The organism is Bremerella volcania (assembly GCF_007748115.1).
Lineage (GTDB): Bacteria > Planctomycetota > Planctomycetia > Pirellulales > Pirellulaceae > Bremerella > Bremerella volcania.
The window spans coordinates 375624-391820 of the sequence record NZ_CP036289.1 but is presented as its reverse complement, the minus strand read 5'-3'; the positions used below and the strand labels follow the sequence as shown (position 1 = coordinate 391820).

Sequence of the window (16197 nt, the reverse complement as noted above, 5' to 3'; positions counted from 1 at the left end):
AAGAAGTGGAGGGGATGCGCGAGAGCAATAATCGTCCGGCTATGCGTTACTCTTCGCTTGAACCTGCTTCGGGTGCAGGAACATCCTCAGGGGAAGCCTCGCTGGGCTTTTCTTCTGTCGGTTCCGTTGACTCACTCGGAGCCTCAACTTCCTCCTTAGGAGCTTCCGGCTCTTCCGTTGCTTCCACCTTCAAATCGGCGGCAAAGCGATAGAGGCCTGGCAGGAACTTTTCTTTGTCGACGCTGTAGGTCAGAAGCTCGATCGAAAACCGTTTGCCGGAGCGAACCGTTTCCAGAAAGACCCCGCTGGCCGCGAGACTGCGGAACTTCATCGCCTTCTCGTAGCGGACGAACCAGTTGTTGCCGATATTGACCACCGTCATGGCGGCATCTTTGTCGGCACCGACTTCCTCGGTGATCTTGGCAACCAGTTGCTTCGCCGAGTCAGCGGAGGTCGTTTCCGGCAGGCCGCCGGCGTCGGATTCTCGCAGCACAAGCCGAGGGATGCCTCCCTTGTCTTCGTAATAGGCCGCAAAAAGATAGTCGTTGGAGCGCGGCAGGAATTTCCATCCCTGGGGCATGTTCGACTGAACGCGGCCACCATCCAGCGGAGGAGTCGCCTCGCCGGCCGGAGCCAGCGAAACCTTCGGCGCCGCCGCCCCACCGGTCGGCTTTGGTGAAGCGGCACTACCGCCGCCTGCAGGGGCGGGTGGTGTGGGTTCACTGGTGCATCCCAACGCCGCAAGCAGAAGTACGGCGCAAGTTACGAGACTCATTCGCAGCATCATCGTGGGGACTCCCGCACTCAAACAGGTAAGTTGTTGGTACTAGGACGAGGCAACTACGAAAACGGCACACCAAGGATAGGGCGTGGCGGGGCGTTACTCGATCGTTTCTTCGATCGTTTCTTTGACCTTCTGAACGAAGTGTGGCGGTTTGCCTGACTTGCTCAGATCGGCGGCCTTGGCTTCGGCTTCATCCTTCTGGTCGAACTCGTAAAGAGCGACCCGCTTCATCGATTGATTGAAAACCCCCCAGAACATCTTCATGCGGACTTCGGTGGTTTTCTTGCTGCGGGACTTGCGCTTCGCCTTTTTTTTCTTGGGTGCTCCTTCGTCTTGAGCTTCGGCGGCTTCGGCAGCCTCCACTTGAGCGCGCAACTCTTTACGATTAGCGACTTTTCGAGCCATAGTGCAATCTTGCCGTTGTGGGAAGTTGACCAATTACCTGCGAAGGCGAGAATCTAGTAAAAGACGAGTTCACCTAGGAGACCTACCCTCGCAATGGGTTGAATTTAGCTAATATAACGGATTCTGCTGCCAATCACCATGGGCAGACCGTTTTCCCTCGAAATAGCCATAGGGTCTGCTTGATAGACCTTACTCATGATCGATCTCGTAGAGCAAATCGTCCGTCATCAACTGGAAGACACCGTCAAAGAACTCGGGCAACCGAAGTTCCGCGCTAAGCAGCTGCGCGAGTGGATCGTGCAGAATCGGGTCGATTCGTTCGAAGAGATGACCAACCTCCCTAAGGCGTTTCGAGAGAAGCTGGCCGAGTCGTGCCGAATCTGGACGACCACCATCGCCAAGCACACCACGGCGGACGATGGAACGGAGAAGCTGCTGGTCCAGCTGCATGACGGCGGACGCATTGAATGCGTTTTGCTGCGGGACGGCGATCGGCGAACGATCTGCATCAGTTCTCAGGTCGGCTGCGCGATGGGGTGTGTCTTCTGCGCTTCGGGCCTCGATGGCGTCGAGCGAAATCTGACTGCCGGCGAGATCGCCGAACAGATGCTACGGCTGCAGATGCTGCTGCCCGAAGAAGAACGCCTGAGCCACATCGTAGTGATGGGGATGGGCGAACCGCTGGCGAACATCGATCGCTTGCTGCCAGCTTTGAATCTGGCATCGTCGGAAGATGGCCTGGGCATCAGTGCCCGGCGCATCACGATCAGCACCGTCGGCCTGCCACCGGCGATCGACAAGCTTTCCAAGCTCGATACGCGGTATCACCTGGCCGTTTCGCTGCACGCCCCCAACGACGAACTGCGAACGCAGATCGTGCCGGTCAACAAGACGATTGGCATCCAGAAGATTTTGGACGCCGCGGATCACTACTTCGAGGTAAGTGGACGACGGCTCACGTTCGAGTACGTACTGCTTTCCGAGTTGAACGATCGCCCGGAGCACGCCCAGCAGTTGGCCAAGCTTCTCAAAGGCCGCCCTGCCCTGTTGAACGTGATCCCTTACAACCCCGTTCCCGGCTTGCCCTACGAAACGCCCACCGTCCAGGCTCAGCAGCGTTTTCGTGAGATCCTGGAAAGCCACGGCATCACCGTGAAGTTCCGCCACCGCAAAGGGGACAAGATCAACGCGGCGTGCGGTCAACTGCGGCGACTCTCGAAAGAGAATCTGGTTCCGTTGGAAGGATCCGCTCCAACCTGATGGCCTCGGTAATTTCACTTGAACCGTAGGATGGCTATCTGCCGCAGACATGAATGACCATCGGTGGTTACTCCCGCTTCTCTCCCAAGAAACAAAAAACGCCCCGCTTAGTCAGCGAGGCGTTTTCTGTAAGTAAACCTTCGGCCAGATGCGACGAGTGGAGTCGCTGCGAGAATTGCGCGTTTCTGAGCGTGCACGTGCACTAGCCGTTGATGAAACGGGCAATCGCAAAAAATTGGTCCCTCAGCCGATGTGGGCCGAAGGTTTATATCCTTTGTTCGTGATGCTTCCCTATTTTACCTCATAACAACGATGAGGATAGGTCGGAAACATGAAGATTAAATTCGTCCACAGGCATGCCCCAGGTTCACTAAATCCATTCATCATTTTTGTTTACGAGAAAACAGAACCCACAATAGGCTTTGGGCAAAGTTTGCTAGCCCGCGGATTTTTCGATTCGCTTTCGAAATTCACTCCGCCACGATTCGGCTAATACCACGCAATCGGCCATCGCCTGGGCGTCTTTCAGGTTGCTTCGATCGTGGTAGAACAGCTCGTTCAGCCGAGCAATCGGCCAATCAGGAAGTGGTCGCTCGATCAACTTCATTTCCTGGCCGGCAGAAACGGCCCCTTCTTCGATCACGCGCACATACCAGCCCATCCGTCCGGTCGATACGGCAAGGGCGGTTAATTGCTTCAGACGCCAGCGTCGTCCTAGCTTCCAGCAAGGTTGGCGCGGCTGCGAGACTTGGACTTTCGCGCTTCCCACTTCATAAACGTCCCCCAGGCAGACGTTTTCTTCCGAAAGCCCGCTGACCGTCAGGTTCTCGCCAAACGCCCCGTTACCGAAGTCCTCAATCGAGAGACGCTCGGAAACGGCCTCCATCCGTTGGAATTCATTTCGCCAAACAGGGTAATGTTCGGCCGAGTAACACAGAACGGCTTTATCCACTCCCCCATGATGGACGGTATCGGCGACGCCATCCCCCTCGAAGCCCAAGCGATTTAAACGAACTGAGATGGAGACAGGCTTCTTAAAAAAGCCCGTCTCCCAGGTCTTATCCATCGGATCGGTCGCTTCCTCGCTGCCATATTTCTGGGGCATGCCGACAGCCACCTGAACGATAACTCCCTTAATAGACAACACTTACTCCTAAGGAAGAGGTATTGAACGAATCGAGAATCGAGGCTCTTTCCCACTAAGTTTTTCCGTTTAGATGCCCGCCTGCCGGAAAAGATCCGACAATGAATCGAGAGATTTTCCCCACGTTGAGGAATTCGATCGATGAATTCTTGATATTTTTTTCCAGGGATCGAACCATTACTATGAAGAGATCGTAACGAGCCTATCGAAACATTTCCCTCCAAGAATGTTTACGAAGCAAGTGTGAGTTCCAGGAAAAGGCCACCCAATGACGTTCGTTCGTTTAACGGGCGATTTTGGGTGGCCTTTTTCCTTGTATGGGTCAACTTACCCGCTGTTTACCCTCTGTCATGCGATCCCCCCACTCTTAACAATTCAGCTCAGTACCCTCTTACGACGGTGCATCTTCGGATTCTTGGCTGGCTTCTGCCAGCTTCTCTTCAAGCGAAGACAACGAGGGCTAAATCCGTTCTTAACATGTCCTCCCGACAATATGGCGAAATGTAATCGGCAAGGCGGGCAATCAGTAGGTGTAAGTGAAATCACTTTCACGAAATTTTGCCAACCCGCGTCCCGCTTGAAGAGCACTCCGCCATGGAATCTGGAAGAATCTCGCTCCGGGCATTCGAAACGTGGAATGGAATACTCGATGTCGCCCTATGCCAGAATCGCGACACTGCTCAATCGCCACACGAAACGCAGAAACTCATGACATCGAACCATTTGCTTGCTAAACCGCGACCTGCATTCACGCTCGTCGAACTGTTGGTCGTGATCGCGATCATCGGAATTCTTGTCGGCCTGGTTCTGCCTGCGGTTGCCAGCGCTCGGGCCTCGGCACGGCGGATGGAATGCCAGTCGAACCTGAAGCAAATCGGCATCGGCATGGTCAACTTCGCCGGTATCGATAAGGGACGACGCCTGGCTTCGGGCGGATTCAGCTGGAAGCGCGATGGAGCGGTCACCGAAGTGGGCTGGGTCGCCGACATGGTCAATTCCAATATTGGCGTTGGTGACATGCTGTGCGCCTCGAACAACTCCCAAATCTCCGACACCTACGAAGACCTGCTGTCACAAACCAACGTCACCAAAACGGGAACGGCGCCCAACGATTACGCGGCCTTTGCTGACCCCGAAGGGGATTCGCTCGGATCTTTGACCGTCGCGCTCGAAAGCGGCCTGGCCGGCAAGAACCCCTGCCGCGAGATCTGTGAAACGGCTGGCCTGCAGACTCCGGGTGACGATCGTGACAATCATGTCAAGACGAAGATTTACGACAAGCTCTATAACACGAATTACACTGCCCATTGGTTCCTGATCCGGTCGCGAGTCCGCATGTCGTATGACAGCTCCACGCGTCGCGCAACGGGCAACCTGGTCACCACCACCGGCACCAACCCTCTGGTATCGCTCGCGGCAACCCATGGCCCGCTAACCACGGCAATGGTCGACAACTCGGCCACTTCCTCAAGCTTGATTCCCCTCCTGGGAGACGGCCTCTCGGGCGGTGGCGGGCTGCTATCACGCGGTCTGTCCGGCAGCGTGAGTGCAGGTGATCCGATGGTTCCCTTCTGCACCTGGGGCCCCCGGGTTTCGGCCAGTCCCAGTGACACCATCGCCGGCTGGACACCCACCACCCTACTTCAGCCACCAACCTTCTCGAGCGTAAGCGAGGCGGTCTGGAAGGAAGCATGGTGGGAAGGATGCCGTCAGGACCTGCGTCAGTTTGGCGCCAATCATGGCGACGTCTGCAATGTCCTGATGGCCGACGGAAGCGTCCGCTCGCTCACCGATAGCGATGGGGATGGGTATCTGAACCCAGGCTTTATCGCCGGCGAAGATTACCTGGTCGGCTACGAACGCGACACCGAGGCGGAAGTCCCCGAAACCGAGTGTTATTCGCGGTGGGATCTGAAACCGCTGAAGTTCAAATAGCTGCCACAAATGAGGGTTAACGACCGCCAAAAGAAGTGGAATTAACCTTAATCGAAAATTCGCTCCGAGATTCACATTACGTTGACAATCCAAAGCGACAATCTAGCCAAATCACTTTACTGAAAGGAGGTCGTAGTAGTAAATCGGTTCCTATTCGTAGTTATGTCAACCCGCTTTTGATCACGCGAAAAGCGTCTTCAAAGCCCCCAACCCCAGATGGAACAACACAGCACAAAAAAAGAGAGACCGAAGCACTAGATTTGGAACTCCGTGCTTCGGCCCTCTGAAAAGCGTCTTTCGACACTCTTTCCACAATTGCTTGTAACTAAATCCTTGGAGATTTTCAATGAAGAAGCGTGGTTTCACGTTGATTGAACTGTTGGTGGTTATCGCCATCATCGGTATCCTCGTTGCCCTGCTGTTGCCTGCCGTTTCGCGTGCTCGTGAAGCTGCTCGTAATGCAGAATGCAAGAACAACCTGCGTCAATTCGGTATCGGTGCCTACATTTTCTCCGGCGTCGACAAGAAGGGCCGTCTGATCAGCTCCGCTTACGACTACCGTCGTGACGGTTGCCCAGACACCTACGGTTGGGTTGCTGACCTGGTGAACACCGGTTCCGCTGCTCCTGCCGAAATGCTCTGCCCAACCTCGCCACTGCGTGGTCTGGAAAAGCTGAACGACCTTCTCGGTGGCCCAACCGGTTCGACCGGTCCAAAAGAAGGTGCTGAAACCTTCAAGCTGTACGGCGGCATCTGCGGTTCGGAAACGACTCCGTTCAGCGGCACCGCGTACAACACCCCAGGTAACGACCGTGGTGAATACCTGAAGACTTTCCTGATCGACCAGGGTTACAACACGAACTATGCTTCCAGCTGGTTCGCTGTTCGTGAACAGCCTAAGTACTCGGCCAGCGGCAAGGATCTCCTTATTGAAGGTCCGATGAAGGGTCTGGGCGGCTCGAAGGGTGGCCTCCGTCTGCGTACGGTTGAATCGGCCATCGTTCCTTCGCAAGCCATTCCGCTGCATGGTTGTGGTGCTCCTGGCGACACTGACGAAGCCGTTCTCGACAACGACATCAGCGTCGACGCTGACCTGACCGAAGGTGCACGTCTGGCTGAATCGTTCAACGACGGTCCTGCTGCTCTGTCCTCGAAGTCCGGCATCACCACCACGGTTAGCGTTTCGCACTCGACCTTCGTCGCCTACGATTCCGATGGCGTCAGCGGTGCTTGGGACGGTCTGGACGATCCTACCAAGTGGGGTAACGACGAAACCTCGACCGACACGACCGGTACCGGTACGTTCAACGACATCGGTCAGCGCGTTGCTGGTCAGGGTGGTACGAGCCAGCAATGGGCTCAGGACACTCGTGACTGGTTCGCTTGGCACTCGGTTGGTAAGACCGGCGGTGCTGCTAACATCCTGATGGCTGACGGTTCGGTCAAGACCGCTTTCGACGTCAACGGCGACGGCTTCCTGAACCCAGGTTTCTCGATTGACGACGAAGCCAACAGCGAAGATCTGCTGATCGGTGGCGTTGGTTACACCGACGACACGGTTGAAATGGACTGGTTCGACATCTACTGCGGTGTCAACATCCTGCCTCGTAAGGCTCAAAAGGGTACCTTCGAAGACTAGTCTTCGATGGCCTTTGCCTTACCTGCGAGAGGAACCGAAACTACGATACCTCTAGAAAGTCCGAGCCTTGGGGGAAACCCCAAGGCTCGCTTTCATAATACTTTCCATTCTTACTGTTGAGTTCACTGTTATGAGCCGCTTCATGCCCCTGATCATTCTTCTGATTTCCGTCACCACCGCGGGAGTCTTGTGGTTGTCAGGCCCCTTCGATTCTCAGTCGTCGAATCCAGCTCCGGAAAAAGAAACCAAAGCGGCCAGTCCCCAGAAGCCCTCGACGACCACAAAGCCTGTCACCAAGACCGAAGAAGAAACACCCAAGCAGGAGAAGGCCGCAGCCAAGAAGAACACGGCTTACCCCATCGCGGTGACGGACGAAACGTCCTACAACTTTGGCGTCCTGCCCCGATTCACGCAGGCCCAGCACGTTTTCAAAATCCGCAACGAGGGGACCGCTCCCCTGGAACTCAAGCAAGGTCCCAGTTCGTGCAGTTGCACGCTGCTCGGCCTGGAAACCTCGAAGGTTTTGCCAGGCGAGACGGCGGAAATCAAACTCGAATGGACCTTGAAATTCAAAGAAGGAAACTTCTCTCAGTCCGCGGTTATTTTCACCAACGACCCTGACCGCAAAGAGATCGAATTCGTCGTCAAAGGCCTAACCGAAACGCGCCTGGGTTTGAGCGAATCGAAAGTGGTCTTCTCCTCGCTTTACCCCGGCGACAGTCCCACGAAAGAAGTCCTGCTGTATTCCCGCACGCTCAAGTCGCTGGGCGAGGTAACTCAAACCGTCAAAGCCAGCATCCCCGGCGTCAAGGTCTCGCTGCACGAGGCCTCGCCCGAAGATCTAAAGGCGGTCGAAGGACGCTGCGGCTACATCATCAAGGTCGAAGTGCCCGGCGATTTGGAATCGGAGCACCATGTCGGTCAGGTCGTATTCACCGCCCATCCCGAAGAACTTGCCGAGGAAGAGGAGGTCGAGGCGCGAACTCCGGAGGTTGCCTTGAACATCGATCTTCGCGTCAAAGACCCAGGAGCAACCTTCTTTTCGACCCTGATCGACGGCTGGGGACGCATCAAGCTGGGTGAGGTCTCTTCCGCGGAAGGGAGCGAACTGCTGAAGCTCAATTTTCGCGTCGATCAGGGATCGACCCCCTGGAAGGTCACCAACATCCGCAAATATCCAAAATTTCTCGACGTAAAAGTCGTCCCCTTGGATGCTGATCGCGGCATGTTCCAGCTACAGATCCAGGTACCCCCCGGTGCGCCTAGTGGGAATTATTATGGTCAAACGATCGGGCACATTGTCCTGGAAAGCGACCATCCCTACATTCCCCGCGTTCCCTCAGAAAATCGAATCGGAATCGCGCTTGAATTCCACGTCAAATAAGCGTACTCGCACCGGAATCGTCTTCACACAGCCTTCATGATTCGTAAATACAATGGTGAAATGTCACCCACTGAATCGAGCATCGACCCGTACGACCGTCTGCTTCGGATAAAAACCGAGGGGAAAACACTCAATTTCTACGAGGTGTTAAAACTCGAAGTTTTTGAGAACGACGTCAATTACATTCGCAATTACGGCGAGAAAGCTCGCAAGCAGCTGCATTCCAAATTCGGTGAAATCGACCCTGGCCTCTGGCGACAAGTCTTCAACCATGTCGAGGACGCCATCGCAACGCTGACCGATAAGGAAAAGAAAGCCGAGTACGACAAGAAGTTGGATATCGAGCAGTCGAGCAGTTCTGCTCGGCTCGCGTCCAGTTCCAACGGAAGCAGCCATAAAGCCACCGCGAAATCAGCGGAGCCTGGCGACCGTATCCAGTGCCGCAAGTGTTCGACGCTCAATCCACCTTCGCGCCGTTTTTGTTCCGATTGCGGCGACGCGCTCTTTCTGGCCTGCCCTGAGTGCGGTGGCATGAACACCGTCCATGAACGGTTCTGCGGCCAATGCGGGGTCAACCTTCAGGCCTCTGCCACTGCCCAGCGCGAAGCCCTGGAATCGAAGTTCGACGAAGCCGAAGCATTGCTTAAAGACGGGCGACATGACCGCGCATGCGATGTTTTGCGAACCCTCACCAAGGCACAGCACGAGGGGGAGATCGAATTCGCCAAGCGTGCCGCCACCATGATCACGCAGATCACGCTCGAGAAAGATCGCCTGATCAATCGTGCGCCCGAAGTCGAAGCCGAGGCCAAGCAGCTGCGCGACGGTAAGCACGCCGAAAAAGCGGTCGCCTTGATTCGGGAAATCCCGAAGAACCTCTGGCCTGAATCGCTGAAAGAGCTTTACGAGGAAGTCAGCGAAACGAAGAAGCAGATCAAGCGACTCGCCCAGGAAATCAAAACGGCCATCCAGGAACGCCGCACGTCGCGTCTGCTTCCCAAAGTGGAACGCCTGCTCGAACTCAAGCCGCATGACATTTCGGCCCAGCGTCTGGCTGAAAAGCTTCGCAAGTCCCAAGACCAGGCCGATCGCTTGAAACGCGAGAAGCTGGTCGAGAAAGCCAAGCAGTACATCAAGCAGTTCCGCTACGAGCGAGCCCACCAGGTTCTCTCGGAAGTTCCCGAGTCGGTCCGCACGGAAAACTTTTTGAAGTTCTTCGATCAAGTCTCAGAGCTGGCCTTCCTTTCGGCTGACCTGCGGCGAAGTTCGTATGCCGACCCCATCCTGGTCGGCATGGCCAGCCGCCTGGTCAAGATGATGCCGAAAGACAAGCACTCGATCGATCGGCTCCACAAGATCACCCAACGGGTCGAGCAGGCTCGCAAGAATCGCGGCGCACCCAGCTCGTATTGGACCGAGCCTCCCAAGACCACCACGCTGGGGATTCCCGTCGATCTTTATCCGCGATACCGCAAGTTCAATACCGATGCGGTCAACGACAACGAGCACTTCGATCTGTTTGCTTCCGGCTTTGTCGTCGCCGTGGGACTTGGACTGCAGGGAATTGGCATCGCTAAAATCGAAACCAACTTGCTACCCAACAAAAGCGGCGGCATGTTCGGATTGATTGGGGTCGGCAGAAAGGCCCCGACGGGCGACCTTGCCTGGGGTATCGACCTGAGCAACTCCGGTCTGAAAGCGGTGCTGCTGCGAAAGGAACGCAAAGGCGAAAAGAAAGACGAGATCGAAACGATCGTTCACATCGAACAGATGGTGAAGATCGAATACAAGCGGCCCCTCTCCCGAGCGGACGACGCCGACCGCCGCGGTCTGATTCAAGACGCCGTCGAGCAGTTCTTCAGCACGGTTGGCAAAGACGTCTTCAACGACAAGCGAGGAAAGCCGATCGTCTGCTTGAGCCTGCCGGCAACCGAGGTTCTGGGACGCTTTTTGAGTCTTCCGCCGGTGGAAGACAAGAAGATCCCCAAGACGGTTCAATACGAAGTGCGTCACCAGATCCCCTTTCCGATCGAAGAATTGTCTTGGGACTATCATGTCTGGGATGACAATATCGCACCGGAAGATATGGGCCTGGAAAGCGAAGCCAAGCGAACGTGCGTGGTCGTCGCCACACGCTTGACCAAGCTCCAAGAACGATTGGCGTTCCTGCGAGGCCTGGGCATCACGCCTAATCTCGTTCAAACCGATCAGATGGCGATCTACAATTTCTTCGATTTCGATCTCTTTTCGGACGAGTCGTATCGCCAGCAAATGGAAGAGACCCAGCAGGCCGTCGGCATTCTCGACGTCGGCTCGGATGCAAGTCACCTGATCATCTGCGGCCCCAATTCCATCTGGTTCCGCGGCCTGGAAGTTGGTGGCGAAAACTTCACGCGTATCCTCGTGCGACAGATGAGCCTCACGTTCACCAAGGCAGAAGAACTCAAAAAGAAGCCGGATACGGCGGACGAGATCTTCAAGCTATACGACGTGATCGAGCCAGTGCTCAAAAACATCTCGAAGGAAACATCCTACTCGGTGAACACGTACGCCGGGCTCGACAAACTGAAGCTGGCCGAGGTCAAGCTCGTGGGCGGGGGCTCGTACCTGCATGGGCTGTTGACCTTCCTGCAGTACGGAAAGTTCCTCGACATCTAGGTCCCTGGACATCGTATAAACAGAAAGAAAGGCCATCGCTCGCGAAGAACGATGGCCTTTACGCGTTTGATCGTTGTCACGCTGTTTACTTCAGTTCGATCGTCACCGTCTTCAATTGACCACCAAACTTGAATGGCACCTCGTACTGGTCATTGATGGGCGTTCCGGTATCAAAGCCGATGTCGGTCGTCTCGTCGAGCGTGACCCGATTGGGAATGCTCTTCTCGACGCGTCCCTTACCAACCACTTGATCGTTCGCGTAGAGCGTCACATCGGCACCGGCCAGCGGCTTGTCGGCGTCGGTGACGTACTCCATCTTCAACTGAACGTTCCCGGTCGGAATCTTATCTTTCGACTCGATCGTGTAGCGGTCGACTCCCGCCAGATTGTAATGGTACGTCAGCTTGCCATCCTTCACGTAGAATCCGTATCCGCAGAAATCGCCCCCTTGGGTGAACAACACACCGTCGGCACCCCCTTCAGGGACAACGACGTCCGCCGTAATCGTGTGGCTCTTGTGCTTCAGGTCAGGAGACGAACCCTCGGTCAAGCGAAGTAGATTGGGATAGACGAACTTAGTGCGCCCCTGCGTCAAACTGGGGCGGTTATCGACCGCCAGTCTCGCGGTCTTGCGATCGTCCAGCGGCAACACATTGTAGCGCGACGCTTCCGCGAAAAACAGTTTGACTAAATCCTTTAGCTTCTCAGGCTTCTGCTTTGCCAGGTCGTTGGCTTGGCTGAAGTCCTCTTCGACGTGATAAAGCTCCCACGGCATATCGAGCAGATTCGCAGGCGGATTTTCGGAAGCCCACGGCACACCTCGCAAGGCGCTGGCCATCCAACCGTCGTGATAGATGCCCTGGTTGCCGAGCATTTCAAAGTACTGCGTGGTCCGACGGTCTTCCGCATCCGCATCGTTAAACGAATAGACCATGCTAACCCCTTCGACAGGCTTCTGAGCGATTCCGTTCAACTGGGCAGGCGTCTCGACACCGACGATCTCGAGAATGGTCGGATAAACGTCGATCACGTGATGAAACTGATCCCGCACTTCTCCGCGGGCCTTGATCCCTTTGGGCCACGAGATGGCCATGCCATTGCGTGTTCCGCCAAAGTGACTGGCGATTTGCTTGGTCCACTGAAACGGCGTGTCCATCGCCCAAGCCCAACCAGCCGGAAAGTGATTGTAGTGCTTGGCACTTCCCAGCGTGTCGATGGCTTTCAGCTTGGCCTCCAGCGGTTCTTCGATCCCGTTGAAGAAGGTCATTTCATTCAGCAGACCGCTCATGCCGCCTTCGGCACTCGAACCATTGTCGCCGGCAATGTAGATCACCAGCGTGTTGTCGAGTTCCCCCATTTCGTCGATCGCATCGACCACACGGCCGACTTCATGATCGGTATGCGCGGTGAACGCGGCAAAGACGGCCATCATCCGGGCGTATACCTTGCGTTGATCTTCCGGCAGGGAATCCCAAGCCGGCAAAGATTCTGGCCGCGGCGTCAACTGCGTGTTGGCGGGAATGATGCCCATCTTCTTTTGGCGAGCAAACGTATCTTCGCGGTATTTATCCCAACCACCATCGAACTTGCCCTCGAATTTCTCAATCCATTCTTCCGGCACCTGGTGAGGAGCATGCGTCGCGCCGGGAGCGAAGTAAACGAAAAACGGACGCTGCGGAGCCACGGCCTTCGAAGCACGCATCATCCGAATCGCATGGTCGGCCAGGTCGGTCGTCAGGTGATAAGGGGAACCATCCTCATTGGTTTCCGGAGCGGTCATACGTCGCTTGTTCTCAACCAACGCCGGATGAAACTGGTCGGTATCGCCGCCGACGAAACCATAGAAGTAATCAAACCCAAGCCCATCGGCCCAACGATCGAACGGACCGACGATGCTCGTTTCCCAGTCTGGCACGTTGTGGTTCTTGCCGAACCAGGCATTCATGTACCCGTTCTCGCGTAGCACTTCCGCGAACGTACCCGCGGAGGCTGGAATGATTCCCGTGTAGCCCGGGAAGCCGGTCCCAGCTTCACCAATCACCCCGGAACCAACCGAATGATGATTTCGACCGGTCAAAAGTGCTGCCCGAGTTGGCGAACACAGCGCCGTAGTGTGGAAGCGATTGTAGATGATTCCGTTCTTGGCGATCCGATCCAGCGTCGGTGTCGGAGCCGCACCACCAAAGGTGCTGCACTGCCCGAAACCACAATCGTCGATCAGCACGATCAGGATGTTCGGCGGGGCTTCCAAGCCGTACGTTTCCGGTACATCCAGCTTCGGTTTCACAGCAACGGAGTCCTTGTAGGTTAACCCGATCTTTCCCCTGAAAGGCTCCTCCGGCCGAGGCAGAACCTCTTGGGCAATCACCGAACCGGCGAGGCAGAATGCCGCGAGACAACAAAAAACACCAGTCGCTCGTGCGACGCATGATCCGAGATGCATGGCATGGACTCCATGAGAGAGAGGCGAATACGCAATGTAGAACGCGTGAGAAGCAATCACCGACCCAACCGTAAGAGTAGTGCTATTGCCACGGCGAAGAAAGCAAATTCGCGAGAACTTCAGTGATTGGCCAAGCTGGATGCTCTGTACGTTTCAGGTAGCCAAATGCGAAAGATGCGTCTACTGCTGCATCGCATATAAAAGAACGTTCGTAGCAATTCGGGCAGCGTCTTCTTTGACGTACCCTTTGCACTGCAAGGAGGCACCACTTTCCATCGCGCAGCTCAAGTCATTCGGGCTGAAAACGATCGCCAGGCGGTTATTGATGAACAGGCCTTCCAGTTCAGGGCTCGACTCACGGCGAACTGACTTGAGGCCCCCTTCATTGCTGTTGCGCGTTTGCGGGTCGTTGAGCGTGACGTTGGTGACGTCGAAACCGCCGTACGCAGTCGATAGCATCGGGTGGTCGATCGGAATCGCTTCCAGCTTGGCGTCTGGGAAGATCGCCGCGATCTCTCGGCGAAACGCGGCCGTAAACGGCTTGCTGGCGCAGATCGAATCGGCAAAGAGGAAGCCTCCTCGTTCGAGATACTCTTTCAGATTCTTCCGCTGCTTGGAATTGAAGCCAAAATCGCGGCGGCCGTGCATAAACAAAATGGGATAGAACTGGTGAGCATCATCCTGCAGCGTGACCATCGGCTTTTCGACATCGAATCGCAGGTCTAGCTGCTCGCCAGCCACGCGAACCATATTGGCGAGTGCCGCCGGGGCATCGTCCGAACCACCCAGGTGCTGAATCTTGGCCACCTTCAGTACGTTGCGGCCCAGTTCATCTTGCACGCCACCATCAGTCGTCAGTTCAACCCGTTCCAACTTGTCCTTCAGTTGCCGCCCGGTGGCATAAGCCAACACGTTGGCTCCGATCGCGTTGGCCGCTGTGACCTGGTTACGGACTTTGATCGAGATGTTGTCGTCATCGAGAAAACTGCGGCTACCGTACAGTTCCCAGTAACAGCTCAAGTCCTGCGGCGTGTAAACCACACTCGTTCGGCAACACGCATCCAGTCCCCATAGCGGCACGGCAAAGTCCGGACTGACGGCCTGTTCGGCGAACCACACTGGATGATCTGGCGGCAGCAGACGGAACTGACTATCCGGCAGAATCCGTTTCAACATCGCCCGGAAATCCTTGTCGAACTTCTGACCACCGCAGCCCGCTTCGGCGAAGATGAACCCGCCAGCTTCGATATACTGCCCCAGCAGCTCTTCCTGCTTGGGCGTAATCTGGAAGCCATCTTTTCCACTGATCCAGATGACCGGCGTTTGCAGAAGATCTTCGGCCGATTTAACGGCACTGACGTCGACGACCTGCCACGTCATCTTCTGCTGCCAGAGACTTTCCACGTGGCGATTCAAATTGTTGAGATCGTGACGATGCGGATTCCAATCTTGGTTGGCCGTGTAACGCAGTTTCGAGACCAACACTGGCCGGCGTCCCTTGGCGAGAAAGAGTAGCGCGAAACTGGTCGAGACCAGCGGATTGCTTTGCTCGACGACGCCTGTTCCTTTCCACGTTCCGTCCAACGAGTCTTGCCAAGCGACCAGCAACTCAGCCCCTTCACGATACCAATCGTGCGTCCCCATGAATCGTCGGCCACTGAGTCGCCCGACGCGCTCGATACCGTACAAGTAATAGAGCAGCGAGTTTCCACCCCCGCCCCCTTCCGACGGATTGGTACGCAGCGTCATGTTCCTCGCCAGCCAGTCGAAGCCGCGATCGACGGAACTGTCCTGCTTGAGGGGCACGCAGCAGTTGACGCGATCGCCGTTGATTTCGGCGTCGCCACTTTCCAGGCGTTTGGTCGTGATGATCATCGACGTGATGCCGGCGCAGGTCATGCTTCCGGTGCCAGGGGCGTTGGGAAGATAACCCCACGACCCGCTGCCGTTCTGCATCGAATCCCAGCGCAGGAAGGCCCGCCGCCACGTCTGTTCGCTGATTTCGGCCCCATGCTCGGCCGCTTCGTCCAAGGCCAGCAGCGCGAACTGACTGTTGCTGTTGTCCCCTCCTCCGCCCCCTTCTCGCGGGGAGCCATACGACCACAGCCCGGCACGTTCGCCCGATTGGATTTGATAGCTTTCCAAGAGCGCCGCATTCGACTTGATCAGCTGCAAATCTTTTTGCGGATCGACGGCGCAGAAGACCATTGTTTGCAGTGCCAGCGCATAGGTCTTATCGGCCCGGGTACTGCGGAGCGAAGTCAGTGCTTTTTGAATCGCGGGATCATCTTTCGGCACCCCCGCCTCTAAGAGCGCCAAAGTGACCAGCGAGGTTACCCCACCCTTAAACTCTGCGTAGTCTGGCCAGCTTCCGTCTTGTCGCTGGGTTGACTTGAGATAACGAACCGCTTTGTCCATCGAGTCGCGGACATTTTGGGGAGTCACCCCACCGCGCGTAGCGGCACGCTGTGCCATCGCAGGGGGCACAATCAGCAAGATCGCTACAATCAGCGCAGGGCAGCTAGTGATTCTCAGTGGGAACAAA

10 protein-coding genes are annotated in these 16197 nt (G+C 56.0%); 5 read left to right on the top strand and 5 right to left on the bottom strand.

What is annotated here, in order from left to right; translation table 11 throughout:
* Positions 1-46: 46 nt before the first annotated feature.
* Positions 47-787: a flagellar basal body L-ring protein FlgH gene (locus Pan97_RS01600; protein ID WP_165698561.1), complete on the bottom strand. Its 741-nt coding sequence runs from the start codon at positions 785-787 to the stop codon at positions 47-49.
* 93 nt (positions 788-880) lie between these two features.
* Positions 881-1189 (bottom strand): hypothetical protein, encoded by a 309-nt coding sequence (locus tag Pan97_RS01595; protein WP_144970124.1) that lies wholly within the window; start codon positions 1187-1189, stop codon positions 881-883.
* 195 nt (positions 1190-1384) lie between these two features.
* On the opposite strand from Pan97_RS01595, the gene rlmN reads away from it, so the two are divergent.
* On the top strand, positions 1385-2449 hold the full coding sequence (gene rlmN, locus Pan97_RS01590; protein ID WP_144970122.1) for a 23S rRNA (adenine(2503)-C(2))-methyltransferase RlmN: 1065 nt from the start codon (positions 1385-1387) through the stop codon (positions 2447-2449).
* A gap of 436 nt (positions 2450-2885) precedes the next feature.
* Here the strand turns inward: rlmN and Pan97_RS01585 are convergent, their stop codons facing one another.
* Positions 2886-3554, bottom strand: a complete 669-nt coding sequence (locus Pan97_RS01585; protein ID WP_144970120.1) for an MOSC domain-containing protein — start codon at positions 3552-3554, stop codon at positions 2886-2888.
* A gap of 747 nt (positions 3555-4301) precedes the next feature.
* On the opposite strand from Pan97_RS01585, the gene Pan97_RS01580 reads away from it, so the two are divergent.
* From Pan97_RS01580 to pilM, 4 genes are all read left to right on the top strand, one after another.
* The gene (locus Pan97_RS01580; RefSeq protein WP_165698560.1) at positions 4302-5528 is read left to right on the top strand and encodes a DUF1559 family PulG-like putative transporter; all 1227 of its coding nucleotides are present in this window, start codon (positions 4302-4304) and stop codon (positions 5526-5528) included.
* A gap of 346 nt (positions 5529-5874) precedes the next feature.
* Positions 5875-7167, top strand: coding sequence for a DUF1559 family PulG-like putative transporter (locus Pan97_RS01575; protein WP_144970116.1), 1293 nt, complete (start codon positions 5875-5877; stop codon positions 7165-7167).
* Positions 7168-7309: 142 nt separating this feature from the next.
* Entirely contained in the window at positions 7310-8551 is a 1242-nt protein-coding gene (locus Pan97_RS01570; protein WP_165698559.1) for a DUF1573 domain-containing protein, read from the top strand.
* A gap of 60 nt (positions 8552-8611) precedes the next feature.
* The gene (gene pilM, locus Pan97_RS01565) at positions 8612-11209 is read left to right on the top strand and encodes a pilus assembly protein PilM (protein WP_165698558.1); all 2598 of its coding nucleotides are present in this window, start codon (positions 8612-8614) and stop codon (positions 11207-11209) included.
* Positions 11210-11294: 85 nt separating this feature from the next.
* Here the strand turns inward: pilM and Pan97_RS01560 are convergent, their stop codons facing one another.
* Together Pan97_RS01560 and Pan97_RS01555 are read right to left on the bottom strand one after the other, a co-directional pair.
* A complete protein-coding gene (locus Pan97_RS01560) occupies positions 11295-13496 on the bottom strand; it encodes an arylsulfatase (RefSeq protein WP_196782243.1) in 2202 nt (733 codons plus the stop codon).
* Between the two features lie 336 nt (positions 13497-13832).
* Positions 13833-16196, bottom strand: coding sequence for a DUF4159 domain-containing protein (locus Pan97_RS01555; RefSeq protein ID WP_165698557.1), 2364 nt, complete (start codon positions 16194-16196; stop codon positions 13833-13835).
* Position 16197: the final 1 nt, after the last annotated feature.